26 protein-coding genes are annotated in these 26,544 nt (G+C 39.1%); 12 read left to right on the plus strand and 14 right to left on the minus strand.

The window, feature by feature from the left end; translation table 11 throughout:
- Positions 1–5: 5 nt before the first annotated feature.
- From A8M50_RS00140 to glmS, 8 genes are all read left to right on the plus strand, one after another.
- Positions 6–1,343 carry a type IV pilus secretin PilQ family protein gene (locus A8M50_RS00140; RefSeq protein WP_005646861.1) on the plus strand — a complete coding sequence of 446 codons (1,338 nt, stop codon included), beginning with the start codon at positions 6–8 and terminating at the stop codon, positions 1,341–1,343.
- Between the two features lie 12 nt (positions 1,344–1,355).
- Positions 1,356–2,042 carry a ComF family protein gene (locus tag A8M50_RS00145; RefSeq protein ID WP_005646871.1) on the plus strand — a complete coding sequence of 229 codons (687 nt, stop codon included), beginning with the start codon at positions 1,356–1,358 and terminating at the stop codon, positions 2,040–2,042.
- A gap of 75 nt (positions 2,043–2,117) precedes the next feature.
- On the plus strand, positions 2,118–2,714 hold the full coding sequence (gene nfuA, locus A8M50_RS00150) for a Fe-S biogenesis protein NfuA (protein WP_005646831.1): 597 nt from the start codon (positions 2,118–2,120) through the stop codon (positions 2,712–2,714).
- Between the two features lie 67 nt (positions 2,715–2,781).
- Positions 2,782–3,576 (plus strand): NAD(+) diphosphatase, encoded by a 795-nt coding sequence (nudC, locus tag A8M50_RS00155; protein ID WP_005646856.1) that lies wholly within the window; start codon positions 2,782–2,784, stop codon positions 3,574–3,576.
- A gap of 35 nt (positions 3,577–3,611) precedes the next feature.
- The gene (locus tag A8M50_RS00160; RefSeq protein ID WP_005646805.1) at positions 3,612–4,202 is read left to right on the plus strand and encodes a YjaG family protein; all 591 of its coding nucleotides are present in this window, start codon (positions 3,612–3,614) and stop codon (positions 4,200–4,202) included.
- A 137-nt stretch (positions 4,203–4,339) separates the two neighbouring features.
- The gene (locus tag A8M50_RS00165) at positions 4,340–4,612 is read left to right on the plus strand and encodes an HU family DNA-binding protein (RefSeq protein WP_005634530.1); all 273 of its coding nucleotides are present in this window, start codon (positions 4,340–4,342) and stop codon (positions 4,610–4,612) included.
- 127 nt (positions 4,613–4,739) lie between these two features.
- A complete protein-coding gene (locus tag A8M50_RS00170) occupies positions 4,740–5,513 on the plus strand; it encodes a DeoR/GlpR family DNA-binding transcription regulator (protein WP_005639139.1) in 774 nt (257 codons plus the stop codon).
- Positions 5,514–5,568: 55 nt separating this feature from the next.
- The gene (glmS, locus tag A8M50_RS00175; RefSeq protein ID WP_005646821.1) at positions 5,569–7,401 is read left to right on the plus strand and encodes a glutamine--fructose-6-phosphate transaminase (isomerizing); all 1,833 of its coding nucleotides are present in this window, start codon (positions 5,569–5,571) and stop codon (positions 7,399–7,401) included.
- Between the two features lie 117 nt (positions 7,402–7,518).
- On the opposite strand, the gene fis is transcribed toward glmS, so the two are convergent.
- The 13 genes from fis to menB form a co-directional block, all read right to left on the minus strand.
- Positions 7,519–7,818, minus strand: a complete 300-nt coding sequence (gene fis, locus A8M50_RS00180; protein WP_005646807.1) for a DNA-binding transcriptional regulator Fis — start codon at positions 7,816–7,818, stop codon at positions 7,519–7,521.
- Positions 7,812–8,792 carry a tRNA dihydrouridine synthase DusB gene (gene dusB / locus A8M50_RS00185; RefSeq protein WP_005646865.1) on the minus strand — a complete coding sequence of 327 codons (981 nt, stop codon included), beginning with the start codon at positions 8,790–8,792 and terminating at the stop codon, positions 7,812–7,814. The genes fis and dusB overlap by 7 nt, the downstream gene beginning before the upstream one ends.
- 146 nt (positions 8,793–8,938) lie before the next feature.
- Entirely contained in the window at positions 8,939–9,826 is an 888-nt protein-coding gene (gene prmA, locus A8M50_RS00190) for a 50S ribosomal protein L11 methyltransferase (RefSeq protein ID WP_005646763.1), read from the minus strand.
- A gap of 34 nt (positions 9,827–9,860) precedes the next feature.
- On the minus strand, positions 9,861–10,733 hold the full coding sequence (locus A8M50_RS00195) for a DMT family transporter (RefSeq protein WP_005646760.1): 873 nt from the start codon (positions 10,731–10,733) through the stop codon (positions 9,861–9,863).
- A 119-nt stretch (positions 10,734–10,852) separates the two neighbouring features.
- Positions 10,853–12,307 carry a sodium/pantothenate symporter gene (gene panF, locus A8M50_RS00200; protein WP_005646819.1) on the minus strand — a complete coding sequence of 485 codons (1,455 nt, stop codon included), beginning with the start codon at positions 12,305–12,307 and terminating at the stop codon, positions 10,853–10,855.
- Entirely contained in the window at positions 12,304–12,561 is a 258-nt protein-coding gene (locus A8M50_RS00205) for a YhdT family protein (protein ID WP_005646809.1), read from the minus strand. The genes panF and A8M50_RS00205 overlap by 4 nt, the downstream gene beginning before the upstream one ends.
- Positions 12,562–12,670: 109 nt before the next feature.
- The gene (locus A8M50_RS00210) at positions 12,671–14,116 is read right to left on the minus strand and encodes a surface lipoprotein assembly modifier (RefSeq protein ID WP_005646747.1); all 1,446 of its coding nucleotides are present in this window, start codon (positions 14,114–14,116) and stop codon (positions 12,671–12,673) included.
- A 63-nt stretch (positions 14,117–14,179) separates the two neighbouring features.
- Positions 14,180–15,055, minus strand: a complete 876-nt coding sequence (locus A8M50_RS00215) for a Slam-dependent surface lipoprotein (RefSeq protein ID WP_005646749.1) — start codon at positions 15,053–15,055, stop codon at positions 14,180–14,182.
- A gap of 147 nt (positions 15,056–15,202) precedes the next feature.
- On the minus strand, positions 15,203–16,549 hold the full coding sequence (accC, locus tag A8M50_RS00220; protein WP_005646859.1) for an acetyl-CoA carboxylase biotin carboxylase subunit: 1,347 nt from the start codon (positions 16,547–16,549) through the stop codon (positions 15,203–15,205).
- Between the two features lie 177 nt (positions 16,550–16,726).
- Positions 16,727–17,194, minus strand: coding sequence for an acetyl-CoA carboxylase biotin carboxyl carrier protein (accB, locus tag A8M50_RS00225; RefSeq protein ID WP_005646854.1), 468 nt, complete (start codon positions 17,192–17,194; stop codon positions 16,727–16,729).
- 153 nt (positions 17,195–17,347) lie between these two features.
- Entirely contained in the window at positions 17,348–17,797 is a 450-nt protein-coding gene (gene aroQ / locus A8M50_RS00230) for a type II 3-dehydroquinate dehydratase (RefSeq protein WP_005646849.1), read from the minus strand.
- A gap of 56 nt (positions 17,798–17,853) precedes the next feature.
- Positions 17,854–18,843 (minus strand): o-succinylbenzoate synthase, encoded by a 990-nt coding sequence (menC, locus tag A8M50_RS00235; protein WP_032826608.1) that lies wholly within the window; start codon positions 18,841–18,843, stop codon positions 17,854–17,856.
- A gap of 68 nt (positions 18,844–18,911) precedes the next feature.
- A complete protein-coding gene (gene menB, locus A8M50_RS00240; protein ID WP_005626704.1) occupies positions 18,912–19,769 on the minus strand; it encodes a 1,4-dihydroxy-2-naphthoyl-CoA synthase in 858 nt (285 codons plus the stop codon).
- 145 nt (positions 19,770–19,914) lie between these two features.
- On the opposite strand from menB, the gene A8M50_RS00250 reads away from it, so the two are divergent.
- A complete protein-coding gene (locus A8M50_RS00250) occupies positions 19,915–20,481 on the plus strand; it encodes a DUF5358 domain-containing protein (protein WP_005646753.1) in 567 nt (188 codons plus the stop codon).
- A 71-nt stretch (positions 20,482–20,552) separates the two neighbouring features.
- On the opposite strand, the gene rpsT is transcribed toward A8M50_RS00250, so the two are convergent.
- Positions 20,553–20,816 carry a 30S ribosomal protein S20 gene (gene rpsT / locus A8M50_RS00255; protein ID WP_005548279.1) on the minus strand — a complete coding sequence of 88 codons (264 nt, stop codon included), beginning with the start codon at positions 20,814–20,816 and terminating at the stop codon, positions 20,553–20,555.
- 266 nt (positions 20,817–21,082) lie between these two features.
- On the opposite strand from rpsT, the gene murJ reads away from it, so the two are divergent.
- From murJ to ileS, 3 genes are read left to right on the plus strand one after another with little or no spacing between them, the layout of a single operon-like run.
- Positions 21,083–22,657 (plus strand): murein biosynthesis integral membrane protein MurJ, encoded by a 1,575-nt coding sequence (murJ, locus tag A8M50_RS00265; RefSeq protein WP_005646836.1) that lies wholly within the window; start codon positions 21,083–21,085, stop codon positions 22,655–22,657.
- A gap of 46 nt (positions 22,658–22,703) precedes the next feature.
- A complete protein-coding gene (ribF, locus tag A8M50_RS00270; protein WP_005646841.1) occupies positions 22,704–23,624 on the plus strand; it encodes a bifunctional riboflavin kinase/FAD synthetase in 921 nt (306 codons plus the stop codon).
- 35 nt (positions 23,625–23,659) lie between these two features.
- Positions 23,660–26,485, plus strand: a complete 2,826-nt coding sequence (gene ileS / locus A8M50_RS00275) for an isoleucine--tRNA ligase (protein ID WP_005646794.1) — start codon at positions 23,660–23,662, stop codon at positions 26,483–26,485.
- Positions 26,486–26,544 lie beyond the last annotated feature (59 nt).

Consider the following 26,544-nt stretch of genomic DNA (forward strand, 5'->3'; position numbering starts at 1 on the left):
AGATTATGAAGAAATATCTTTTAAAGTGCAGTTGTTTTTTAGTGTGTTTTTGTTTGCCATCAATCGTTTTTGCTAATCCTAAAACAGATAACGAACGTTTTTTTATTCGTTTATCGCAAGCGCCTTTAGCCCAAACCCTGGAGCAATTAGCTTTTCAACATGATGTGAATTTAGTGATGGATGAGGCGTTAGAAGGCAATATTTCTTTGACATTAGATAATATTGATATGCCGCGTTTGCTACAAATAATTGCTAAAAGTAAGAAGCTTACTTTGAATAAAGATGAGGGTATTTATTATCTGAATGGAGGACTATCAGGCAAAGGTCAAGTTGCAGGAAATCTTACTACAGATGAATCGCACTTAGTGAGTCACACGGTTAAACTCCATTTTGCTAAAGCCTCCGAGTTAATGAAATCTTTAACCACAGGAAGTGGCTCTTTGCTTTCTCCTGCGGGGAGCATTGCCTTTGATGAACGCAGTAATTTACTCGTTATTCAGGATGAGCCTCGTTCTGTGCAAAATATTAAAAAATTAATTTCTGAAATGGATAAGCCTATTGAGCAGATCGCTATTGAAGCGCGTATTGTGACAATTACGGATGAGAGTTTGAAAGAATTGGGTGTTCGGTGGGGGATTTTTAACCCAACGGAAAATGCCGCGCATGTAGCGGGTAGTTTAGCCGGTAATGGTTTTGAAAATATTGCGGATAATCTTAATGTGAATTTTGCGACAACGACGACACCTGCTGGCTCGATAGCATTACAAGTCGCGAAAATTAATGGGCGATTGCTTGATTTAGAATTAAGTGCTTTAGAGCGTGAAAATAATGTAGAAATTATTGCAAGTCCACGCTTGCTAACCACAAATAAGAAAAGTGCGAGTATTAAACAGGGGACAGAAATTCCTTATGTTGTGAGTAATACTCGTAACGATACACAATCTGTGGAATTTCGCGAAGCGGTGCTAGGTTTGGAAGTGACGCCACATATTTCTAAAGATAACAATATTTTGCTTGATTTATTAGTGAGCCAAAACTCTCCAGGTTCTCGTGTCGCTTATGGACAAAACGAGGTGGTTTCTATTGATAAGCAAGAAATTAATACTCAAGTTTTTGCCAAAGATGGGGAAACTATTGTGCTTGGAGGTGTGTTCCACGATACGATCACAAAAAGCGAAGATAAAGTGCCATTACTTGGCGATATACCTGGCATTAAACGATTGTTTAGTAAAGAAAGTGAACGACATCAAAAACGTGAGCTAGTGATTTTCGTGACGCCGCATATTTTAAAAGCAGGAGAAACGTTAGAGGCGTTGAAACAAAAAAGTGCGGGTAAAAAATAACTTTTTTAGACGATGAATTTTTTTAATTTTCGCTGTATCCACTGTCGTGGCAATCTTCATATCGCAAAAAATGGACTATGTTCAGGTTGCCAAAAACAAATTAAATCTTTTCCTTATTGCGGTCATTGTGGTTCGGAATTGCAATATTATGCGCTACATTGTGGTAATTGTCTTAAACAAGAACCTAGTTGGGATAAGATAGTCATTATTGGACATTATGTTGAACCACTTTCTGTATTGATTCACCGTTTTAAATTTCAAAATCAATTTTGGATTGACCGCACTTTGGCTCGGCTTTTATATCTTGCGGTGCGAGAGGCTAAACGAACACATCAACTTAAATTGCCAGAAGCAATCATTCCAGTGCCTTTATATCATTTTCGCCAGTGGAGACGAGGTTATAATCAGGCAGATTTATTATCTCGGCAATTAAGTCGTTGGCTGGATATTCCTAATTTGAACAATATCGTAAAACGTGTGAGACACACGCATACTCAACGTGGTTTGAGTGCCAAAGATCGTCGTCAGAATTTAAAAAATGCCTTTTCTCTTGCTGTTTCGAAAAATGAGTTTCCTTATCGTCGTGTCGCGCTGGTGGATGATGTGATTACTACGGGCTCTACACTCAATGAAATATCAAAATTGTTGCGAAAATTAGGCGTAGAGGAGATTCAAGTGTGGGGGCTGGCGCGTGCTTAATATAAAGCACTGGAAAAAAAAGCACGATGGGCGTATTATTCCTGATACTTTCTCTCAAGTATTTAGGACATAATTATGGAACAAGTAACCCAGCAAATCGCTATTTCTGATGCCGCACAAGCGCATTTTCGAAAACTTTTAGACACGCAAGAAGAAGGAACCAATATTCGTATTTTCGTAGTTAATCCTGGCACCCCTAACGCGGAATGTGGCGTATCTTATTGCCCACCGAATGCCGTGGAAGAAAGTGATTTTGAAATGAAATATGACACTTTTTCGGCATTTATTGATGAGGTGAGTTTACCTTTTTTAGAAGAGGCAGAAATTGATTATGTTACCGAGGAGCTTGGTGCACAACTTACCTTAAAAGCACCGAATGCCAAAATGCGTAAGGTGGCTGATGATGCGCCATTAATTGAACGTGTTGAATATGTGATTCAAACTCAAATTAATCCACAGCTCGCAAATCATGGTGGACGCATAACATTAATTGAAATTACTGAAGATGGTTACGCAATTTTACAATTCGGTGGCGGCTGTAATGGTTGCTCAATGGTGGATGTTACGTTAAAAGATGGCGTAGAAAAACAACTTATTAGCCTATTCCCGAATGAATTAAAAGGTGCAAAAGATGTAACCGAACATCAGCGTGGAGAACACTCTTATTATTAGTGAGTGGGAAAAAGAAGATTTATAATAACCGCACTTTGAAAGTGCGGTTATTTTTATGGAGTAAAAAATGAAAACACTTCATCCAGATGATTTTGGTTATTGGTTGCTTACTCAAGGTTCGAACCTTTATTTGCTGAATAATGAGTTGCCTTGTGGTACGGCTAAAGCGCTTGGAATGGAAGGATTGCAGGCAATGCAAATCGGTGAATGGAAAAATCGTCCGTTATGGCTTGTGGCTGAGCAAGAAAGCGATGAACGAGAATATGTAAGTTTGCGTGGATTACTTTCTCTGCCAGAGGATGAATTCCATGTATTAAGCCGAGGTGTGGAAATTAATCATTTCCTGAAAACCCATAAATTTTGTGGAAAGTGCGGTCATAAAACACAACAAATTCAAGAAGAGCTCGCTGTGCAATGTACTCACTGCGGGTATCGAACTTATCCTGTAATTTGTCCATCCATTATTGTTGCGGTTCGACGTGGCAAAGAAATATTGCTTGCTAATCATAAACGTCATTATCACCCGAATGGAGGAATGTATACCACTCTTGCAGGTTTTGTAGAGGTCGGTGAAACATTTGAACAAGCGGTGCGTAGAGAGGTTTTTGAGGAAACGGGGATTTTGATAAAAAATATTCGTTATTTTGGTAGCCAGCCTTGGGCATTTCCGAATTCTCAAATGGTCGGTTTTCTGGCTGATTATGAGAGCGGTGAAATTACTTTACAGGAAAGTGAAATTCATGATGCGCATTGGTTTTCTTATGATCAACCCTTGCCAGAATTACCGCCAACAGGTACTATCGCTCGCAAATTAATTCATACGACGCTTGAACTCTGTAAAGCGGAACAGAAATGCTATTAATAAATATTCCAACTCTTATAAATTAAGGAAATAAGATGCGAAATCCGATTCATAAACGCTTAGAAAACTTAGAAAGTTGGCAACATCTGACTTTTATGGCTGCTTTATGTGAACGTATGGCACCAAATTTTAAATTGTTCTGTCAAATGAACGAGCTTAGCGCTGAAGCCAAAACGTATCAAAATATTCTCAATTTGGTGTGGGAATATTTAACGGTTAAAGATGCCAAGATTAACTTTGAAAATCAGTTGGAAAAATTAGAAACGATTATTCCTGATGTGAATGATTACGAGAGTTTTGGTGTTGTGCCAGCGTTAGATGCTTGCCAGGCTTTAGCTGAAATTTTACACGCTATTATCGCGGGTGAAACATTAGAAAGAGCGGTGGAAATGAGCTTAATTTCTTTAGGAACGGTAACGAGTTTATTGGAAACGGAAACGGGGCGAGATTGGTCGGACAGCGAACTTAAAGAAAGTGAAGATATTCAAGTGGAACTCGATGTGCAATGGCAGATTTATCGTTTACTTAAAGAATGTGAAAAACGTGATATTGAATTAATTTTAGATTTAAAAAATGAGATTCGAGCCGAGGGAATCTCTAATATTGGTATAGAATTTCATCAATAACGTGAGATTTGTCACAAATTTTAAAAATCTTGCTTTAAATTCATCGTAAGTTAGATTATCCTTTGCACAGCTTTTGTGGTTAGCCCGCAGGCATATTTTGAAGAGTCAAATTTTTATTTAACAGAAGGTACAAATTTATGAACAAAACAGATTTAATTGATGCAATTGCAAGCGCTGCAGAATTAAACAAAAAACAAGCTAAAGCTGCGTTAGAAGCTACTTTAGAAGCGATTACTGCAAGCCTCAAAAAAGGTGAACCTGTACAATTAATCGGTTTCGGTACATTCAAAGTAAATGCACGTGCTGCACGTACTGGTCGTAACCCACAAACTGGTGCTGAAATTAAAATCGCAGCATCTAAAGTACCAGCGTTTGTTTCTGGTAAAGCATTAAAAGATGCAATCAAATAATTAACATTTGAATGATTTTAAACCCTGCCAATGAGCAGGGTTTTTTGTTACCTAAAATTTACTTTACAAAACAATATTCTTTCAATAAACTTTCGAACCGAAATTTATTGCATTTAAGGATAGCTTTATGAAAAAAAGTAGCCAGCCTCGTAATACTAAACAACGTCGCCATACAATTATGCAACTTTTGCAAGAACAAGGTGAAGTGAGTGTAGAGCAGCTAGTGCAGCTTTTTGATATATCTGAAGTGACTATTCGTAAAGACTTAAGTGCGCTAGAAACAAATGGTTTTTTATTGCGTAAATATGGCGGCGCAATTTTAATGCCAAAAGAAATTATTGATGAAAACGAAAATGATGAACTTACGAAACGAAAGTTTGTCATAGCGAAAGCCGCCGCCGAACGTATTCGTGATCATAACCGTATTATCGTAGATAGCGGTAGTACTACGGCGGCTTTGATTAAGCAACTTAATTTAAAACAAGGGTTAGTTGTAATGACGAACTCACTTTCGGTGGCAACAGAATTGAGAGCATTAGAAAATGAGCCAACGTTGCTGATGACTGGTGGAACTTGGGATACTCGTTCGGAATCGTTTCAAGGAAAAGTAGCTGAACAGGTGCTACGTTCTTACGATTTCGACCAACTTTTTATTGGTGCCGATGGCATTGATTTAGCGCGAGGTTCTACGACTTTTAATGAACTTGTAGGATTAAGCCAGGTGATGGCGGAAGTTTCTCGCGAAGTTGTTGTGATGGTGGAATCTCAGAAAATTGGTCGAAAAATGCCAAATTTAGAATTAACTTGGCAACAAATTGATGTGCTTATTACTGATACAGGATTGTCAGAACAAGATAAACAAGCCATTTTAGCTCATGGCGTAGAAGTAATTTGCGTATAAAGTGCGGTTAAAAAAGTAGACGTATTTTTTATTTAATTAACAATAAGGAAAGCTTATGTGTGGTATTGTCGGCGCGGTAGCGCAACGTGATGTAGCGGAAATCTTAATTAATGGTTTACATCGTTTGGAATATCGTGGTTATGATTCAGCAGGCGTTGCGGTGGTAAATGAACATCATGAATTACAACGCGTGCGCTGTTTAGGTAAAGTTAAAGCTTTAGATGAGGCTGTATCGGAGAAACCATTGATTGGTGGTACAGGGATTGCGCATACGCGTTGGGCAACGCATGGTGAACCATCAGAAACCAATGCGCACCCCCATGCGTCAGGCACTTTTGCTGTAGTACATAACGGTATTATTGAAAATCATGAAGAACTTCGTGAATTATTAAAATCTCGTGGTTATATATTTTTATCGCAAACAGATACTGAAGTGATTGCTCACCTCGTTGAATGGGAAATGCGTAGCACGGATTCACTTTTAGAAGCTGTGAAAAAAGTAGTAAAACAGCTCACGGGCGCATATGGTATGGTGGTAATGGATAGTCGCTATCCTGAACATTTAGTGGCAGCTCGTTCTGGTAGTCCGCTAGTGATTGGCTTAGGTATTGGTGAAAATTTCTTAGCTTCAGATCAACTTGCGCTTTTAAGTGTTACCCGCCGTTTTATCTTTTTAGAAGAAGGGGATATTGCAGAAATTACACGTCGTACAGTTGATATTTATGATACTTACGGCAATAAAGTTGAGCGTGAAATTTACGAATCTAATCTTGAAAATGACGCGGCAGAGAAAGGCAAATTCCGCCATTTTATGCAGAAAGAAATTTACGAACAGCCAACCGCACTTATCAATACAATGGAAGGGCGTATAAATCATGAAAATGTGATTGTCGATTCAATCGGTAATGGTGCAAAAGACATTTTAGAAAAAGTTGAGCATATTCAAATTGTTGCTTGTGGCACATCCTATAATGCAGGTATGGTAGCGCGTTATTGGTTTGAATCTTTGGCTGGAGTGAGCTGTGATGTTGAAATTGCATCAGAGTTTCGTTATCGCAAATTTGTTACCCGTCCAAATAGCTTATTGATTACACTTTCTCAATCTGGCGAAACAGCAGATACTTTAGCCGCACTTCGTTTAGCGAAAGAAAAAGGCTACATGGCGGCATTAACAATTTGTAATGTTGCTGGATCTTCGCTAGTACGCGAATCAGATCTTGCATTTATGACGCGTGCTGGTGTTGAAGTTGGGGTAGCATCAACAAAAGCATTTACGACACAGCTCGCTGCGTTATTAATGTTGGTGACGGCACTTGGTAAAGTTAAAGGTCATATTTCTGCAGAAAAAGAGCAAGAGATTACCAAAGCAATGCAATCTTTACCTGCGGAAATTGAAAAAGCATTAGCATTCGATACAGACATTGAAGCATTGGCTGAGGATTTTGCTGAAAAACATCATGCACTTTTCTTAGGTCGTGGTGCATTTTATCCAATTGCCGTAGAGGCCTCTTTGAAATTGAAAGAGATTTCTTATATTCACGCTGAAGCGTATGCGGCCGGAGAATTGAAGCATGGTCCATTAGCGTTGATTGATGCCGATATGCCGGTAATTGTGGTTGCGCCAAATAATGAATTATTAGAGAAAGTAAAATCGAACATTGAAGAGGTTCGTGCTCGTGGCGGTCAATTATACGTATTTGCTGATAAAGAAGCGGGCTTTACACCAAGTGAAGGAATGAAAATTATCACGATGCCAAAAGTCAATGATATCGTTGCACCGATTTTTTATACCATCCCAATGCAGTTGCTTTCTTATCATGTGGCTTTAATTAAAGGTACTGACGTAGATCAACCCCGTAACTTAGCGAAGTCTGTCACCGTAGAATAAAGTGCGGTTGATTTTAAGATAAATTTAAAGCACAGGTTATCGCTTGTGCTTTATCAGATGCAATGAAAAGGGCGAACATTAAAATGTTCGCCCTTTGCTATCTAAAAAAAGTATAACTTAGCCCATACCGTATTTTTTTAGTTTTTTACGTAATGTACCACGGTTGATACCAAGCATATTTGCTGCACGAGTTTGATTGCCACGAGTATATTGCATAATCATATCTAACATCGGGTGTTCAACTTCCGCTAATACTAATTCGTAAAGATCATTCACATCTTGACCATCTAATTGCGCTAAATAATTACGCAATGCTTGTTTTACTGAATCGCGTAATGGTTTGTTGGTCACTTGTGATTGCGCATTTAATACTGATACCGTTAAAGCATCAGCAGGACTACGTTGTTGTTCTAACATTTTTCTTTATCCAAAATTAAATTGAAAAAATCTTCCAATACAATGAGTTGCTCTTTTGGATCACTAATTGCATTAAAAGTCTGTTTAAAAACGGAATCAGGTTGAATTCCCTGTAAATACCAAGCCACGTGTTTACGCGCAATGCGATAGCCTTTTTGTTCGCCATAGAATTGATGTAATTCTTGAATATGGCGCAAAATTTGACCGCACTTTTCGCTTAAACTTGGCATTTGGCTTATCGAATCATGCTCAATTAGGTTTCCCACAGCTTGAAATAGCCAAGGGTTACCTAGCGCAGCACGACCGATCATAATGGCATCCGCCCCGGTATAATCGAGAACGAATTTTGCTTTCCGAGCAGAATCAATATCACCATTGGCTATAACCGGTATGGCAATTGCTTGTTTAACAGCTTTGATATTGTCATATTCCGCTTCGCCTTCAAAAAGACAAGCTCGTGTACGACCGTGCACTGTTAATGCTTGTATGCCACATTGTTCTGCAATTTTGCCGATTTGAACGCAGTTTCGATTAGATTTATCCCAGCCTGTACGAATTTTTAAGGTCACCGGCACATTGACAGCGGCCACTACTTCTCGCAAGATTTTTTCCACCAAATCTGGAAATTGCAACAATGCAGAGCCTGCGAGTTTGCGATTTACTTTTTTGGCGGGACACCCCATATTAATGTCAATGATTTGAGCGCCATATTCCACATTGATGGCAGCGGCTTGCGCCATCTCGAGTGGATCGCTACCGGCAATTTGCACGGCATTGAGACCTAAATCTTCACTATGTGCCAAACGCAATTTGGATTTTTCGGTATACCAAACTTGCGGATTTGTGGACATCATTTCTGAAAATGTGAGTCCAGCACCATAATATGCACAAAGACGACGGAAAGGCTGGTCGGTAATACCTGCCATTGGTGCAAGTAAAACACGATTTCTTAATTGGTATGAACCGATTCGCATTTTACGTTACCTTCCTAGCAAGCCTAAATCTAATTAGTGTCGAACTGGTCGACGACCGACAAGGCTGGCTATAATACGCATTTTGCCTTACTTTGCAAAGTGAAATTTGTTTAAAAAATACACTTTTTTTGATTGACAAAAAGAAATTAAAGCGTTTTTAGCTTACCCGTAATTCGGCACCATTCTTCTCTGACTGCGACTGGCTCTAACGCAAATGTTTGCGTATAGGCATCGCATACCGATTGAGCTTGCGTTTCTAAAATGCCCGATAAACCAAGATCGCCATTAGGTTTAACAAGTTGGCTAATGATTGGGTAAAGTTCTTTGAGAGGGCCAGCAAGAATATTCGCTACCACGACATCAGCTTTTAAATCAGAGGGTTTTTCATCAGATAAGAACAGCTGTAGGCGATCTGAAACGCCATTTTGCTCGGCATTATTGCGACTGGCCAGAATGGCTTGTGGATCGATATCAATTCCCACCGCAGTTTTCGCTCCAAGTTTTAATGCGGCAATAGCTAAAATGCCTGAACCACAACCAAAATCGATGACGGTTTTATCTTTTAAATCAAGGCCATCTAGCCATTCTAAACATAGTGCGGTTGTAGGATGAGTGCCTGTCCCAAACGCTAAACCTGGGTCGAGCATCACATTGACGGCATTTTCATCAGGCACATCACGCCAACTTGGACAAATCCATAAGCGCTGACCAAATTGCATTGGGTGGAAGTTATCCATCCATTCACGTTCCCAGTCTTTGTCTTCTATTTGTTCAATTTTGTATGCCGTATTGCTATCTAAGTGTTTCGCTTCTTTTAATAAGCGGACGATTTCTGCCATATCTGTTTCTGCATCAAATAATGCAATAACATCGGTGTTGCCCCATAAACGAGTTTCACCAGGCAAAGGCTCAAAAATCGGTGTATCTTGACTATCCATAAAAGTCACAGAAACGGAGCCGATTTCTTCTAAAAAATCACTCATTTGTTCTGCTTTTTCATTAGTGCTATTTAGGCGAATTTGAATCCAAGCCATTTGTTTTTTCCTTTATTTCATAAAATGGGGCGTATTATACCGATTTTTTCAAAAGTTTCGGCAGTAAAGTCGAGCCAAGCGTAGCGAGCATGATGATTGTTATACCAAGTGCGGCTGAAAATGATAGCGTTTCGCTAAGTAATGATACAGCAAATAAGATGCCGAATAACGGCTCAAGTGCGACTAAAATACCGGAGATATTGGCATCCACACTATTAAGGCCTTTATTCCATAACCAATAGGCAAGCCAACTACAGCCAATGGCAAGATATAATAAAGCAGCAATACCAGTAGAATTTAATGATATTTGCCAGTTTTCTGTGAGTAATAGTGTAAACGGTAACGTTGTGATGGTCCCAAGTACAATGCTGACGGAGGTATAGGCTTGCGTTGAGACTTTGGCCACAACTCGCTGTGTCCAACGTAACACAGCAGCGAAAATGATCCCAGCACTTAGTACTAATAAACAGCCGAATAAACTGATGTTATCAATGCCTGCATTATTTTTTCCACCATTGATTAAAATCGCCACGCCAATAAATGCTATTGCGCCGAATAGCCAGTGAAACCATTTTGCTTTGTCTTTAAAGAAGAAATGTCCGACAAATACAACGAGCAGCGGTTCTAACCCAATCATGGTGACTGCACTGGAGGCGGATGTATATTTTAGTCCGATGAATTGCAATAAAAATACGGCGGTATAGTTAAAGAATGCTAACCACCAAAGCTGTTTACGCATTGGTTTATCAATTTTTTTCCAACGACGTAAAAAGAGTGGCATGACAATAATCATTGCAATAATTAACCGCACTTGCACAACAAGCACAGGATCCATCATCGAATAAGTGAGTTTACCGACGATTAATGAACTGCTCCAAATAAGTAGCGCAAGAATTTGATAGAGCATTGATGTATCCCTGTGAATTGTTCCAATTCTATCTTTTAGCGTAGAAATTGTGGAAAGTGAGAAAATTAAATATCACCTTCCTCTAATTTAGAAGAAGGTGACAGCATATTGATTAATACTTAAAGTGCGGTAACTTTTAATTGAGTTTTGTCAATACGGCGTTCGCCCAATTTATTACCCACTAAAAATGCAATCAATCCAAATACTAATGACGGTACGATTTGATGGAAATTAAATAATTTTATGCCAAGTTGAGTGAGCAAGATATAACTCCCTAAGCCGATAATCATTGAGCTTAACGCACCATAAGCATTTGCTTTATCCCAGTAAATGCCCAGCACAATCACCCATAAAAATGCGGCTTCTAGTCCACCAAAGGCAAATAGGTTTAACCAAATAATCATATCTGGTGGATTGAGGGCGGCAAAGATTAAAAGTGCGGTCAAAATCAGCGTGATAATAGATGAAAAATAACTTACTTTTTTCTCATTTTTGGCAGCTTCTGGTTTTGTAGAAAGGTATAAATCTTTTACAAAAATAGAAGAAGATTGAATAAGTTGCGCATCAATTGTGGACATAATTGCTGACATCGGTGCGGCTAAGAAAATACCAGCAATAATAGGTGGTAATACTTTTAGCATTAAAGTTGGAATCACTTGATCTGATACTGTTAAATTTGGAATAACTGCACGACCAAGTGCGCCAGCTAAGTGCATCCCAAACATAATGATGGAAAGTACAATTGTTCCAATCAGCATGCCTCTATGTAAGGCTTTGCTATCTTTAAATGCCATGCATCGAACAGCAGTATGTGGAAGACCTACGACCCCGAAACAGACGAGCACCCAGAAGGAAGCCATAAATTGAAAATCTAACATTCCATTTGGCCCGTAAGGCGTGACTAACGCAGGATCGATTTCTGTTAATTTATTAACCGCACTTTCTACACCACCGAGTGCATAAATGGTTCCTACAAGGAGAATAATGGTACCTAAAATCATGACGGTACCTTGAATGGTATCCGTGAGCACGACGGCGCGGAATCCCCCGATAAATGTATAGATACCTACCGTTAAAGCAAATAAGAGCAATGCTTGAGTATAAGAAATACCAATGGTTGTTTCTAATAAACGCGCACCACCAATAAATTGCACAGTCATGGCTGCAAAAAATGCGAGAAGAAGGGCAAGGCTTGATAGCCAGACTAAATATTTGTTTTTATAACGATAAAGGAAAAGATCGTTAATGGTTAACGCATTGGTTTCTCTTGATAATAGCGCGAATTTTTTACCTAATGCTCCTAATGCAAGCCATACTGCAGGGACTTGAATCATCGCCAGTAATACCCAACCTAATCCGTACTTATAAGCTGCACCAGGTCCCCCGACAAAAGAACTTGCACTGGCATAAGTAGAGGCGGTTGTCATTGCGAGCACAAAACCTGTCATGGAGCGATTACCTACATAATATTCCGTTAGGAAATCGCCTTTTGTACGTTTTACATAAGCGAAAATCGCAGCACCAAATATAAATGCAAGATAAATAATTAAAGGGAGAATAATACCTAAATTCATTTTTGATTCTCCTCATCATTGATTTCAAGAGAGATATCTTGATAAATAATTTTGATAATCCAATGGCCAATTACAATAAACAGAATAGGCAAATAAATACAAGAGAGTTCGAACCAGAGAGGGAAACCAATCGGCCCTTGAGTTTCTTTAGGCAAATAAGCACATAAGCACCAACCTATCACATATAAAATAGATAGACCTAATGCCCAACTAGCTTCCTTGGCCGCTTGTTGATAACGTTGTTTTAATGTCATGTTTCTTCCTTAAAATTTTTATAAGTGAAAGTATATTTTTGAATGGTATAAGGGGCGTATATCTCATACGCCCCTTATGTTTGCTAATCTTACAACTTTTTTGAAAAATTCAAAATGTTTTGCTGATTTCTAAGTAAATTCGATTTTTGTCATATTCATAAAAAGGATGATTACTGGTTACCTTTTGATACGACCAAGATAATTTCGGTGTGATTCCCCAGATATGAAAGTTTCTATGCCAGATAGTAAATACTGATGCATATTCCTTATTTTTCTGGCGAATACCAATAAGATCTTTTTCTTTATAGGCACGTTGTGCATAATTCAGGATTAAACGAGTTGATATTCCAGCTTTCCATTCTTTCCCGCATCCTAATCGGACATTTTTTCGTTGATAAGCGTTATCTAAATCTCGAGTATTTTCGCGATTATAATCAACGCCACCAAACCAATATTGTCCACTTTTCGCCAGGTAAAGTAGCGTAGCGGAAGCTAGATAGTTATTTCCATTTAAATATTTACGAGTTTCATAGCGTTGTTCACCATACTCAAGTGCGGTCGAAATTTGCCATTTTTCATTTAGCCAATTGGATAAATCCAATCTAGCACCTGAATTTTTAGAGTATTGTTTCATCGTATTTCCGCCAGATGAGCCGCCCGCATACCAACGCTTCTCAGTAAATGGCATTAATGAGAGTTCAAATCGTGCAGTTTGGTATCCAAGACCCACACCAGCTCTCGCGTTAAATTCATTATATTTCTTGTTATCCCAATAATATTTCCCACTACCTTCCAAGGATAATTTTGTAAAGTAGTTGTGAGGTAATGACCATTTCTTTTCAGCATTCCCAAAATACGAAAATCCTCTGGCACTTTCTTTTTCCCAAGCTGTCCAGTTGTCAATTTTGGTGCCTGCTTTTGGTGCATTATTGATATTACTTTCATTTAAAAAACTAAATCCACCTTGGATTTTCCATTGATCTCGTTGATTCAATGCAGAAAGATATTGTTCAATTATTTTTACGGAATCAGGAGAAACTTGCTCTGCTCTTAACTTTTGAAATTGATCTTTTGCCGCCTCGTTATCATTATTCAGAAACAAGGCTTGAGCTAATTGATAGCGTAAAGGTAAAAGATCAGTTTTTTGTGAAAATAAGTGTCGGTAGGCTTTAACGGAATCAGAAAAATGTCCTTTTTCTCGTAAATTAATCGCTTCAGCCCATTCTAACAAAAATGGATCTTTTTTAGGTAAAGGCTGATATAGCGGTAACAAAAGCTGTACTACTTCACCATTATTTTGTAATACGGCAGGAATAAGACCGCGAATAATCAAATCTGGATGTTTCGCTAATTCTTCTTTTGTAATCGATAATTTTGACGGATTATTATTCGTCAAAAGTGCGGGTGTTTTTTGTGGCAAATTTGGTTTAGCCAAATGTAGCTGTTCATCTAAACGCCCATCATGTGGCTGAGGAGATTTTTCCTCAGCAAGAGAATATGAAGTAAGAAATAATGATGAGCTGAGAAATAAAATAAATTTAGTTTGTATATTCATTTTTATTCTTATTGAGAAAAAATAAAGCAAGCCTGAGCTTGCTTTAATTAAATAAAATAAAGATTATTTTTTGGCTGCGAATGTACCACCCCAAGAATTATCATTTGCTTTCACTAAACCGCCTAATTCTTTCGCGTTTTCACCATAAAATTTACCTTCGGCAATACCTTGAGATTTAAAAGCATCGGATTGAGCGATACCTGAGAAGGTATTTCCTGAAATATCAGCCTTAATATTTAATTTTGTGTTATTAACAGATAAAGAACCTGTTAATTTTTTATTTATAAAATCAGCACTAAATTGAGAAGTGCCAACGGCTTCATCAGTATCACCTAATTCGTCATGGTAAGATGATAGGATGCTATCGCCTGTATTATAATTTACCGTACCACCAACGGGCATATTTCTCGTTAGGTTACCATTATAAAAGAAGTAGGTATCTTCATTTTCATTTTTACTTAATACTGTGCCAATACGAGTATCGGTGTATTTGCCACAACAAACTTTAAGATCTCGAGAGGTTTCTATTCCATCTATAGAAACTTTGTCCGATCTAATATCTAACCATCTATCTGATTTAACAGAAAGTGAGGAAAGAGGGATTTTAGTACCATCAATATATAAAGTATTTAGATCAGAATTAGTAGTAATATCTACTGTTTTTAATGTTACGTGTTCATCTTCTCCTGAAATAATAAAAGCACCTCCAATTTTATCATTATCTTTTATTTCCAGATTATTAGGATTAGAAACGTTTACTGGGGGATTTAATATATTCTTGTTTGGAGTAGAATTATTTTTGGAATTATCCGGTGTATGAATTGATGTACTAGGTGTATGTGCTGATTGTGAATTACCACTTCCACCACCACTTCCACAAGCCGTTAATGTTAGGGCTGCAAGTATCGTTAAACTAAATTTTTTTAAATTGATGTTCATAATTTCTCCTAAAATAACTGATGGAGGATTATATAGAAAAAACGATTAATTGTCTTAATAAACTATCGATATAATTGTTTTTTTATAATAAAAGTCTATAAAATCAATAAGAAAATGGCTAACACCTGTTAGCCATTTAAATTTTAATTATTCATGCATACCTAATTTTTTCTCCAAATAGTGGATGTTTGTTCCACCTTTTTGGAAATTTTCATCTTCAAGAATTAATTCATGAAGTGGGATGTTGGTCTTGATACCATCAATAATTGTTTCAGATAATGCATTTTGCATACGACGGATTGCAACTTCACGTGTATCACCATAAGTGATAAGTTTTGCGATCATAGAGTCGTAATGTGGAGGCACCGTATATCCGCCATAAACATGAGAATCCCAACGAACGCCCAATCCGCCCGGTGAATGTAAGTGATTTACTTTGCCCGGAGATGGTAAGAATGTTTTTGGATCTTCTGCATTAATACGGCATTCGATTGCATGGCCTTTAACTTTGATGTCTTCTTGTTTAAAGGAAATTGGCAAGCCTGCCGCAATACGCAATTGCTCTTTCACTAAATCTACACCTGTAATCATTTCAGTTACTGGGTGTTCCACTTGGATACGCGTATTCATTTCAATGAAATAGAATTCGCCATTTTCATATAAGAATTCAAACGTACCTGCTCCACGATAGCCGATTTCTACGCAAGCTTTTGCACAGCGTGAGCCAATATCGCGGCGTACTTCTTCTGTGATACCTGGCGCTGGTGCTTCTTCCACAACTTTTTGGTGACGACGCTGCATTGAGCAGTCACGTTCAGCCAAATAAACTGCATTGCCATGAGTATCTGCTAATACTTGAATTTCCACGTGACGTGGATTTTCTAAGTATTTTTCCATATAGACCATATCATTGTTGAATGCTGCTTTCGCTTCTGCTTTGGTCATCGCGATAGATTCTTCTAATGCGTCTTCGCCACGAACAACACGCATTCCTCGGCCGCCACCACCGCCTGATGCTTTGATGATGATTGGATAGCCAATACGTTTAGCAATTTCTTTATTTTTAGCAATGTCGTTACCTACAGGGCCATCAGAACCAGGTACACAAGGCACGCCTGCTTTTTTCATCGCTTTAATAGCTGAAACTTTATCGCCCATTAAACGGATGACATCTGCTGTTGGGCCGATGAAAGTGAAACCTGAACGTTCAACTTGTTCAGCAAAATCAGCATTTTCAGATAAGAAACCGTATCCTGGATGAATTGCATCTGCTCCTGTTACTTCGGCTGCAGCAATGATAGCTGGAATATTTAAATAACTTTTTGCGGAAGGTGCTGGACCGATACAAATGGTTTCATCAGCGAGTAAAACGTGTTTTAAATCACGATCAGCGGTGGAGTGAACCGCCACTGTTTTAATACCTAATTCTTTACAAGCACGTAAAATGCGTAGTGCAATTTCACCGCGGTTAGCAATCACAACTTTTTCTAACATAAAAGAGTCCGTTTAGTCAGATAGACGTGAATTTTTATGTAGGTTCTTGAAATATTGTTTTCCCTATTCAAATTTGGCGTGAACAGATTTCAATTTATATCGCCTACGATAAATTCGCTCTAATTGTTTGTATATGAAATAGGCGGACTAAAGTCCGCCCGACGAAAATATTGGAAATTATTCAATAACGATTAATGGTTCGTCGAATTCAACAGCGTCACCGTCGTTGATAAGAATTGATTTTACTACGCCAGCTTTGTCTGCTTCGATGCGGTTCATCATTTTCATTGCTTCAACGATACAAAGCGCATCACCAACCTTCACTGATTGACCCACTTCAACGAATGCTTTTGCTTCTGGGCTTGGACTGCGATAGAATGTTCCTACCATTGGAGAACGTACAAGATGGCCAGATAATTCATCAGATGCAGCTGGTGCGGATGTCGCCGCTGCTGGCGCTTGAGCTGGCGCAGCAGTTGGAGTTGGTGCTACTACTGGTGCCGTAGCGTATTGAACAGCTGCAGGAGCAACTGCTGGCGCTGCACGGCTAATACGTACTGTACCTTCTTCTTCTTGCACTTCTAATTCAGTAATGCCAGATTCTTCTACTAATTCGATTAATTTTTTGATTTTACGAATGTCCATACGTTTTTCCTAAAAAGATTGAAATTTTAACCGCACTTTTAAATGAAAAAGTGCGGTTATGAATAAACTTATTTTTTATGTTGTAAAGATTACCTTAAATTTTGCAAATTTGCGATAAAATTCTGTGAATTTCGCCAAAAATGCTCGATTTTCTTATTTTTTAGCAAGGTAATCGATAGCAAATAAAAAGGCAAACTCGTAACCTTTTGCGCCCAAACCGCAAATAACACCTTCAGCCACATCGCTAAAATAAGAATGATGACGAAATGGTTCACGTTTATGCACGTTGGATAAATGAATCTCCACAAAAGGAATTGAAACAGCTAAAAGTGCATCGCGTAATGCTACACTGGTATGGGTGTAAGCAGCAGGATTAATTAAAATAAAATCGACTTGCTGAAAACTTTCGTGGATCTTATTAATTAATTTTTCTTCACTATTGGCTTGAAAACATTCCACTTTTACATTGTGCTGAGTGGCTAAGGCTTGCATTTTCTCGTCAATGGATGCAAGAGAAATGCTGCCATAATGTTTTGGCTCGCGAGCCCCTAACATATTTAAGTTCGGGCCATTTAACAGCAAAATTCTGTGTGTTTGCGACATTTTTAATCCTTTTTGTGTGGCGCATTATACTGGTTTTTCGATTTTGGGTGGTCGAATCAGATAATTTTAGTGATAAATTCAGATTCTAAATCCACAATAGGTAAATCAGAACCAGGCCAAGCGCGTAGTACTTGATATTCCATCAAATCTAACGTGTCTAATCCTGGAGTTACATTCGGGGTGTATTGTTGTGCAATTCGCGCGAGCTGAGAGAGCCCCAAGCTACTTTCGATACTTGAACTAATAACCGCTTTTAAACCTAACGAATGTGCTTGGTTAATGAGCTCAGCACAACGTTGAATTGAACCAATTAAAGTGGGTTTTATTACGACAGCCGATAAGTGCGGTTCTTTTTCCAGGCAAAAATTAGGCTCTCGCACGGATTCATCCCATGCAATCGCAATGTCGGTTTGAGCTGCAAATTCACGGCTGAGTTCTTGAGTTTTACAAGGTTCTTCTAAAAATTGAATACGTTTTTTATGTTGCGGTTTGACTTTAGCGGCAAATTGCAACGCTTTTTCTAATGGCCAATGGCGGTTTGCATCAAGCCGTAATTGTAAATCGGGAATCGCTTCTAAAAACATATCGGCAATTAATCCATCGCGATTGGCTTCGTATATGCCCACTTTCATCTTTGCCACTTTTTCGCCTTCTATGCTCGCAAGTTTGGCGTACAGTTCATCGGGATCGCCATAACAAAGTGGTGCTGTATGGTAATTGCCTTCAGCTTGTAAATAACCTTTCATTTCATCCATTGCACAACTGATACCAAAAGCAACGGAGGGATAGGTGCCATCTAATGGTACGCGAGGTGCGTCACAGCTTGCATTGCACCATGTCGTTAGCCATTCAATTGCTTGTTCTTGAGCTTGGTCTAAGGTTTCTTGGCTAAAACCAGGTAGCGGGGCGATTTCTCCCCAGCCGTCTCGGCTGCAACTCACTCTTACGATTAAGCCTTCACGGCGTTTTAAAAAACGATCACGCAGAATAAGTTGGCTATCAACGGGGATAGAATAACGGTAAAGATTAAATGATTTTTCAGCCATGCTTGCTCCCAATACAAAAGTGCGGTCAAAATTCACGAAGATTTTTAACCGCACTTTAGAACGATAAATTAAGGGTTACGTCTGAATTTGCTGAAGTCTGGGGCGCGTTTTTCGTTAAACGCATTGCGACCTTCTTGACCTTCTTCAGTCATGTAGAACAACATTGTTGCGTTACCCGCTAATTCTTGAAGACCTGCTTGGCCATCACAATCCGCATTTAATGCTGCTTTCAAACAACGAATCGCGATTGGGCTATTGCGTAACATTTCACGACACCAACGTACGGTTTCTTTTTCAAGATCAGCGTAAGGCACAACCGTATTGACTAAGCCCATGTCTAATGCTTCTTGTGCATTATATTGACGGCATAAGAACCAAATTTCACGCGCTTTTTTCTGACCAACTAAACGAGCCATATAGCTTGCGCCCCAACCACCATCGAATGAACCGACTTTTGGTCCAGTTTGCCCGAAAATAGCATTTTCAGCAGCAATCGTTAAGTCGCAAAGCATATGTAATACATGGCCACCACCAATTGCATAACCTGCTACCATTGCCACAACCGGTTTTGGACAAGAACGAATATCGCGTTGGAAATCTAATACATTTAAGTGATGTACGCCGCTGTCATCTTTGTAACCGCCGTAATCGCCACGCACTTTTTGGTCACCACCAGAACAGAATGCTTTTTCACCTTCTCCGGTTAATACAATGACACCAATGTTTTCATCGAAACGTGCATCAGAAAATGCAGTGATCATTTCTTTCACTGTTTGTGGGCGGAACGCATTGCGAACCTCTGGGCGGTTAATCGTGATTTTAGCAATACCATCAGTGGATTTATGATAACGAATGTCGTTATAGCCTTCACTGTGATCAACCCATTCAACAGGCGCATATAACACATCATCTTTTGGATTTTGCATGAGAATTCCTTTTAATTAACGTAAAAAAGTGCGGTCATTATAGCGGAAGTTTTTCGGATCAGGAAAACTAAATTCATTTGCTGCTTTATCTGTTGTGAAGATATTGCTAGAATTTTGCGCATTCTCACTTTTATAAGGATCAAATGTGAAATTAATTGCAACCTTAGGTGTGGCAGCATTGCTGTCTGGCTGCTCAATGTTTGGTAGCTCACAATCCGCAATCCCAGGTGAATTTGCGGGGGCGGATTACCAACTTTCCGATCAAGATGCAAAACAATGGGCGATTGCAAGTAAGCAAGCAGAACAATGCGTTTACCCAAATTTAACTCGGATTTTGCAACAGCATTTTTCTAAAGAAGATAGCTATATTCATTCACAATATGTCTTTTTCTATCCATTGGAAAAAATTATTGGCGAGCAATATGTGAAGATTATTCAAGGTGATGAAAAATCGATGAATTATGCAAGCTATCAGTTTAAAAAATTCCGTACCGAAGTGGGGAATGTTGAGCCTTTAACTGAACAGGTGTGTTTAAAATTACGTAATGAAGCGCGCGATGATTTGGCTGTCGTGAAAGGTCAATATAAAAATGGCATGGTGGAAGTGCAGAAAAATGAAGATGGCTCACCGAAAAATCCTGATGGTATCGCGACGAATGAAAATAAATTCTTCTTTGATATTATCAAATGGGGATCCATGTTGTTGCTTTAGTTTAAAATTCGATGAAATAAAAAACCGCACTTTAAAGTGCGGTTTTATTTTTCATTCTTTCTAGCTAAAAATTACGCTAATTTTTTGATTTGTGCAGCTAGTTTAGATTTGTGGTTTGCTGCTTTGTTAGCGTGGATTAAGCCTTTAGAAGCCATACGGTCAACAACTTTTTGCATTTCAACGAATGCTGCTTCAGCTGCTGCTTTTTCACCTGCTGCTACTTGAGCATATACTTTTTTGATGTAAGTACGCATCATAGAGCGTTGGCTTGCGTTGTGTTGGCGGCGTTTTTCAGATTGAACCGCGCGTTTTTTTGCTGACTTGATATTAGCCAAGGTCAAACTCCTAAAATTTCTGTTGATTGATAGACAAAATAAAGGGCGTCAATATGCCGATTTTTTATACTTTTGTCAATGGAAAATTTGTGTTGATTTCGGTGAGACACAACCGAAAGTAAGTATCGTTATTTTTACAAGCTCTTTCAATATGGGCTCACACAAACGATGTGCGGCGGATTTTATCAGTTTTTTTTCACGGAATATAGCGTAAAAACAAAATTTCTATACAATTAGGCAAAAATTTTAGGGTAGAGAAGAATATTTTGAGTAAACGACTTTTAAAATCTAGCATTGTTGTTAGTTCTATGACTTTATTATCTAGAGTGTTAGGTCTTGTGCGCGATGTAGTTATCGCTCATCTCATTGGTGCAGGCGCTGCGGCGGACGTTTTTTTATTTGCTAATCGTATCCCAAATTTTCTTCGTCGTTTATTTGCTGAAGGGGCCTTTTCACAGGCTTTTGTACCTGTTCTCGCAGAATATCAAAAATCTGGTGATATTAATAAAACCCGTGAATTTATTGGAAAAGTTTCTGGTACCCTTGGAGGATTGGTTAGTATTGTTACGATCCTCGCTATGATTGGCTCACCTGTCGTTGCTGCTTTATTTGGAATGGGCTGGTTCACCGATTGGATGAATGATGGCCCTGATGCACATAAATTTGAACAAGCTTCCCTTTTACTTAAAATCACTTTTCCTTATTTATGGTTTGTCACTTTTGTCGCGCTTTCTGGGGCAGTGCTTAACACGATTGGAAAATTCGGTGTGATGTCTTTTTCACCGGTGTTATTAAATATAGCGATGATTGTCACCGCACTTTTCCTTGCACCACAGATGGACAATCCAGATCTTGCGTTGGCTATCGGTATTTTTTTAGGCGGATTATTACAATTCTTATTCCAAATTCCATTTATGAAACAAGCTGGTTTATTGGTGAAACCCAAATGGGCTTGGCGTGATGAAGGCGTAACCAAAATTCGTAAATTAATGATCCCTGCGTTATTTGGTGTATCGGTAAGTCAAATTAATCTTTTGTTGGATACAGTGATTGCAAGCTTTTTAATGACGGGCTCTATTAGTTGGCTGTATTATTCCGATCGCTTGCTGGAATTTCCTCTCGGTTTATTTGGTATTGCTATTTCTACCGTAATTTTGCCAACGCTTGCTCGCCACCACGTTAATCGTGAAGGCGATTCAGATAAAAGTGCGGTTGATTTTCGTAATACAATGGATTGGGGCGTGCGAATGATTTTATTACTTGGCGTTCCCGCAGCCATTGGTATTGCTGTATTGGCTCAACCGATGTTACTTACGCTCTTTATGCGTGGAAATTTCATGTTAAATGATGTTCATGCTGCCTCTTATTCTTTATGGGCCTTTAATGCGGGGTTACTTAGCTTTATGTTGATTAAAATCCTCGCCAATGGCTATTACGCCCGCCAAGATACCAAAACGCCAGTAAAAATCGGCATTATTGCCATGGTGAGTAATATGGGTTTTAACCTATTGGCAATTCCTTTCAGTTATGTGGGTTTAGCCATTGCTTCAGCTATGTCGGCAACTCTTAATGCCTATTTGCTCTATCGCGGCTTAGCCAAAGCGGATGTGTATCATTTTTCACGTAAAAGTGCGGTCTTTTTTGTCAAAGTTTTATTGGCAGCAATCGCAATGGGTGCGGCAGTTTGGTATTACGTGCCTGAAATTAACCAATGGGCGAAAATGGATTTCTTCATGCGTGTTTATTGGCTTGTTTGGTTGATTGTATTAGCCGCAATAGTTTATGGCGCAACGTTGATTTTATTAGGCGTTCGAAAGCACCATTTGCTGACAAAAAACTAACTTCTCGTTATAATGCCGAAATTCTCTTATTTTCATGGATAAGGACATGCAATTAATTCGCGGGCTTCATAATGCAAATCGTGTTTTACAAGGTTGTGCGCTAACGATCGGCAACTTTGATGGCGTGCATTTAGGGCATCAAGCAGTCCTTCGCCATTTGCGCCAAAAAGCTGACGAATTAAATTTACCCATGGCGGTGTTGTTATTTGAATCACAGCCGCGTGAATATTTTATGGGGAAAAATGCACCAGCCCGTTTAATGCGTTTGCGTGACAAAATTTATTATTTAGAAAAGGCTAAGGTCGATGTCGTAATTGTGGCGAAATTTGACCGCACTTTTGCTGAGCAACCTGCTGATGTTTTTATTGAACAAACGCTTGTTAATCATCTACATGTGAAATTTTTAAGCATTGGCGATGATTTCAAGTTCGGTTCAAAACGCCAAGGCAATTTTGCAATGTTGCAAGCAGCAGGTAAGCGTTTCGGTTTTATTGTTGAAGATAACCGTAGTTTTTGTCTAGATGAACAGCGAATTAGTAGCACTGCAATTCGCGAAGCGTTAGCGAATGATGATTTACAACTTGCAGAAAATTTACTCGGTAAACCTTATCGTATTTTCGGGCGTGTGATCCATGGTAATAAGTTAGGCAGAACAATAGGATTTCCAACGGCCAATATTCGTTTGCATAGACAAGTAAATCCAATCAAAGGCGTTTATGCCGTAAAAGTGCGGTTAAAATCGGGTGAGATTTTTAACGGCGTGGCAAATATGGGAAAACGCCCAACTATAAATGGATTAATGCAATTATTAGAAGTTCATTTATTTGATTTTTCTCAGAATATTTATGGCCAAATAGTGGAAGTCGAATTCTGCCACAAGATTAGAAACGAGATTAAATTTCCGTCTTTTGATGATTTGAAAGTGCAAATTGAGAAAGACGTAGAAACTGCGAAAGCGTTTTTTTAATAGTTAATTTTAAAATGTAAAAATTGGAAAATAAAATGACAGTCGATTACAAAAACACTCTTAACCTACCGGAAACCAGCTTTCCAATGCGCGGTGATTTAGCTAAGCGCGAACCTGATATGTTGAAAAATTGGTACGAGAAAAATCTTTACCAAAAAATTCGTGAAGCGAGCAAAGGCAAAAAATCTTTTATTCTGCATGATGGCCCTCCGTATGCGAACGGTAATATTCATATTGGTCACGCAGTAAATAAAATTCTGAAAGATATTATTATTAAATCCAAAACGGCATTAGGTTTTGATTCGCCTTATATCCCAGGTTGGGACTGTCATGGTTTGCCAATTGAATTAAAAGTAGAAGGTTTAGTAGGCAAGCCAAACGAGAAAATTACGGCGGCTGAATTTCGTCAAAAATGTCGCGAATATGCTGCGGAACAAGTAGAAGGTCAGAAAAAAGATTTTATCCGTTTAGGTGTATTAGGCGATTGGGATAATCCTTATTTAACGATGAACTTCGACACCGAAGCAAACATCATCCGTACCCTTGGTAAAGTGATTGCGAATGGCCACTTATATAAAGGTTCAAAACCAGTACACTGGTGTTTAGATTGCGGTTCTTCTTTAGCAGAAGCAGAAGTGGAATACGAAGACAAAGTTTCTCCATCTATCTATGTGCGTTTTCCTGCAGTAAGTGCGGTTGAAATTGAAGAGAAATTTAACGCAGTAGGCAAAGGCCATGGCAAATTATCTGCGGTGATTTGGACAACCACACCTTGGACAATGCCATCTAACCGTGCGATTGCGGTAAATGCAGACTTAGAATACAACTTAGTACAACTTGGTGATGAGCGTGTGATTTTAGCTGCTGAATTAGTTGAATCCGTAGCGAAAGCCGTGGGCGTAGAACAAGTTGAAGTTTTAGGTTCAGTAAAAGGTCAGTCGCTTGAGTTAGTACGCTTTAACCATCCGTTCTATGATTTCACTGTGCCAGTAATTTTAGGTGATCACGTGACCACTGATGGCGGTACAGGTTTAGTACACACTGCACCGGATCATGGTTTGGACGACTTTATTGTAGGACAAAAATATAATTTACCAATGGCGGGTCTTGTATCGAATGACGGTAAATTTATTTCAACGACTGAATTCTTTGCAGGCAAAGGGGTATTTGAAGCGAACCCATTGGTTGTTGAAAAATTGCAAGAAGTGGGCAACTTATTAAAAGTTGAGAAAATCAAACACAGTTACCCACACTGCTGGCGTCACAAAACCCCGATTATTTTCCGCGCGACGCCGCAATGGTTTATCGGCATGGAAACACAGGGTCTACGCCAACAAGCATTAGGCGAAATCAAACAAGTTCGTTGGATTCCAGATTGGGGTCAAGCACGTATCGAGAAAATGGTTGAAAACCGCCCTGACTGGTGTATTTCCCGTCAACGTACTTGGGGTGTGCCGATGACCCTATTCGTGCACAAAGAAACCGAAGAACTTCATCCGCGTACTTTAGCGTTACTTGAAGAAGTGGCGAAACGTGTAGAGAAAGCCGGTATTCAAGCATGGTGGGATTTAGACGAAAAAGAATTATTAGGTGCGGACGCAGAAACCTATCGCAAAGTGCCTGATACTCTTGACGTATGGTTTGACTCAGGATCAACCTATTCTTCTGTTGTCGCAAATCGCCCAGAATTTAACGGCCAAGATATCGACATGTATTTAGAAGGTTCTGACCAACATCGTGGTTGGTTTATGTCTTCTTTAATGCTTTCTACGGCAACAGACAGCAAAGCACCATACAAACAAGTATTAACTCATGGTTTCACCGTGGATGGTCAAGGTCGTAAGATGTCAAAATCTATCGGTAACATCGTGACACCACAAGAAGTCATGGATAAATTCGGTGGCGACATTTTACGTTTATGGGTTGCATCTACCGACTATACCGGTGAAATGACTGTTTCTGATGAGATCTTAAAACGTGCCGCGGACAGCTATCGTCGTATTCGTAACACCGCGCGTTTCTTACTAGCGAACTTGAATGGTTTTGATCCGCAACGTGATGCCGTTAAACCGGAAGAAATGATTAGCTTAGATCGTTGGGCGGTAGCTTGTGCCTTAGATGCACAAAAAGAAATTAAAGACGCGTACGATAACTATCAATTCCACACAGTAGTACAACGCTTAATGCGTTTCTGTTCTGTGGAAATGGGCTCGTTCTACCTTGATATTATCAAAGACCGTCAATATACAACTAAAGCGGATAGCCTTGCTCGTCGTAGTTGTCAAACTGCGTTATGGCATATTGCTGAAGCATTAGTTCGTTGGATGGCGCCGATCTTATCTTTCACTGCCGATGAAATTTGGCAACACTTGCCACAAACCGAAAGTGCTCGTGTAGAATTCGTATTTACTGAAGAATTCTATCAAGGCCTATTTGGCTTAGGCGAGAATGAAAAACTAGATGATGCTTACTGGCAACAACTGATTAAAGTTCGTTCTGAAGTGAACCGTGTATTAGAAATCGCTCGTAATGATAAAGTGATCGGTGGTGGTTTAGAAGCTGAAGTGACCCTTTATGCGAATGACGAATATCGAGCATTGTTAGAACAACTAGGCAATGAATTACGTTTCGTGTTGATTACGTCAAAAGCGGAAGTGAAAGTATTAGCAGACAAACCGGCAGATGTGGCTAACGGTGAGTTAGATGGCATTGCAGTAAGTGTAGCTCGTTCTAACGGTGAAAAATGTCCGCGCTGCTGGCATTATTCTGACAAAATTGGCGTGAATTCAGAACATCCAACACTTTGTCCACGTTGTGTAGAAAATGTGGCAGGTAAGGGCGAAGTGCGCCATTTTGCATAATTAAATTCGTTGTAAAACAGAAAAGTGCGGTTTATTTTAACCGCACTTTTTTACTTTTG

It is taken from the genome of Haemophilus haemolyticus (assembly GCF_001679045.1).
GTDB lineage: Bacteria > Pseudomonadota > Gammaproteobacteria > Enterobacterales > Pasteurellaceae > Haemophilus > Haemophilus haemolyticus.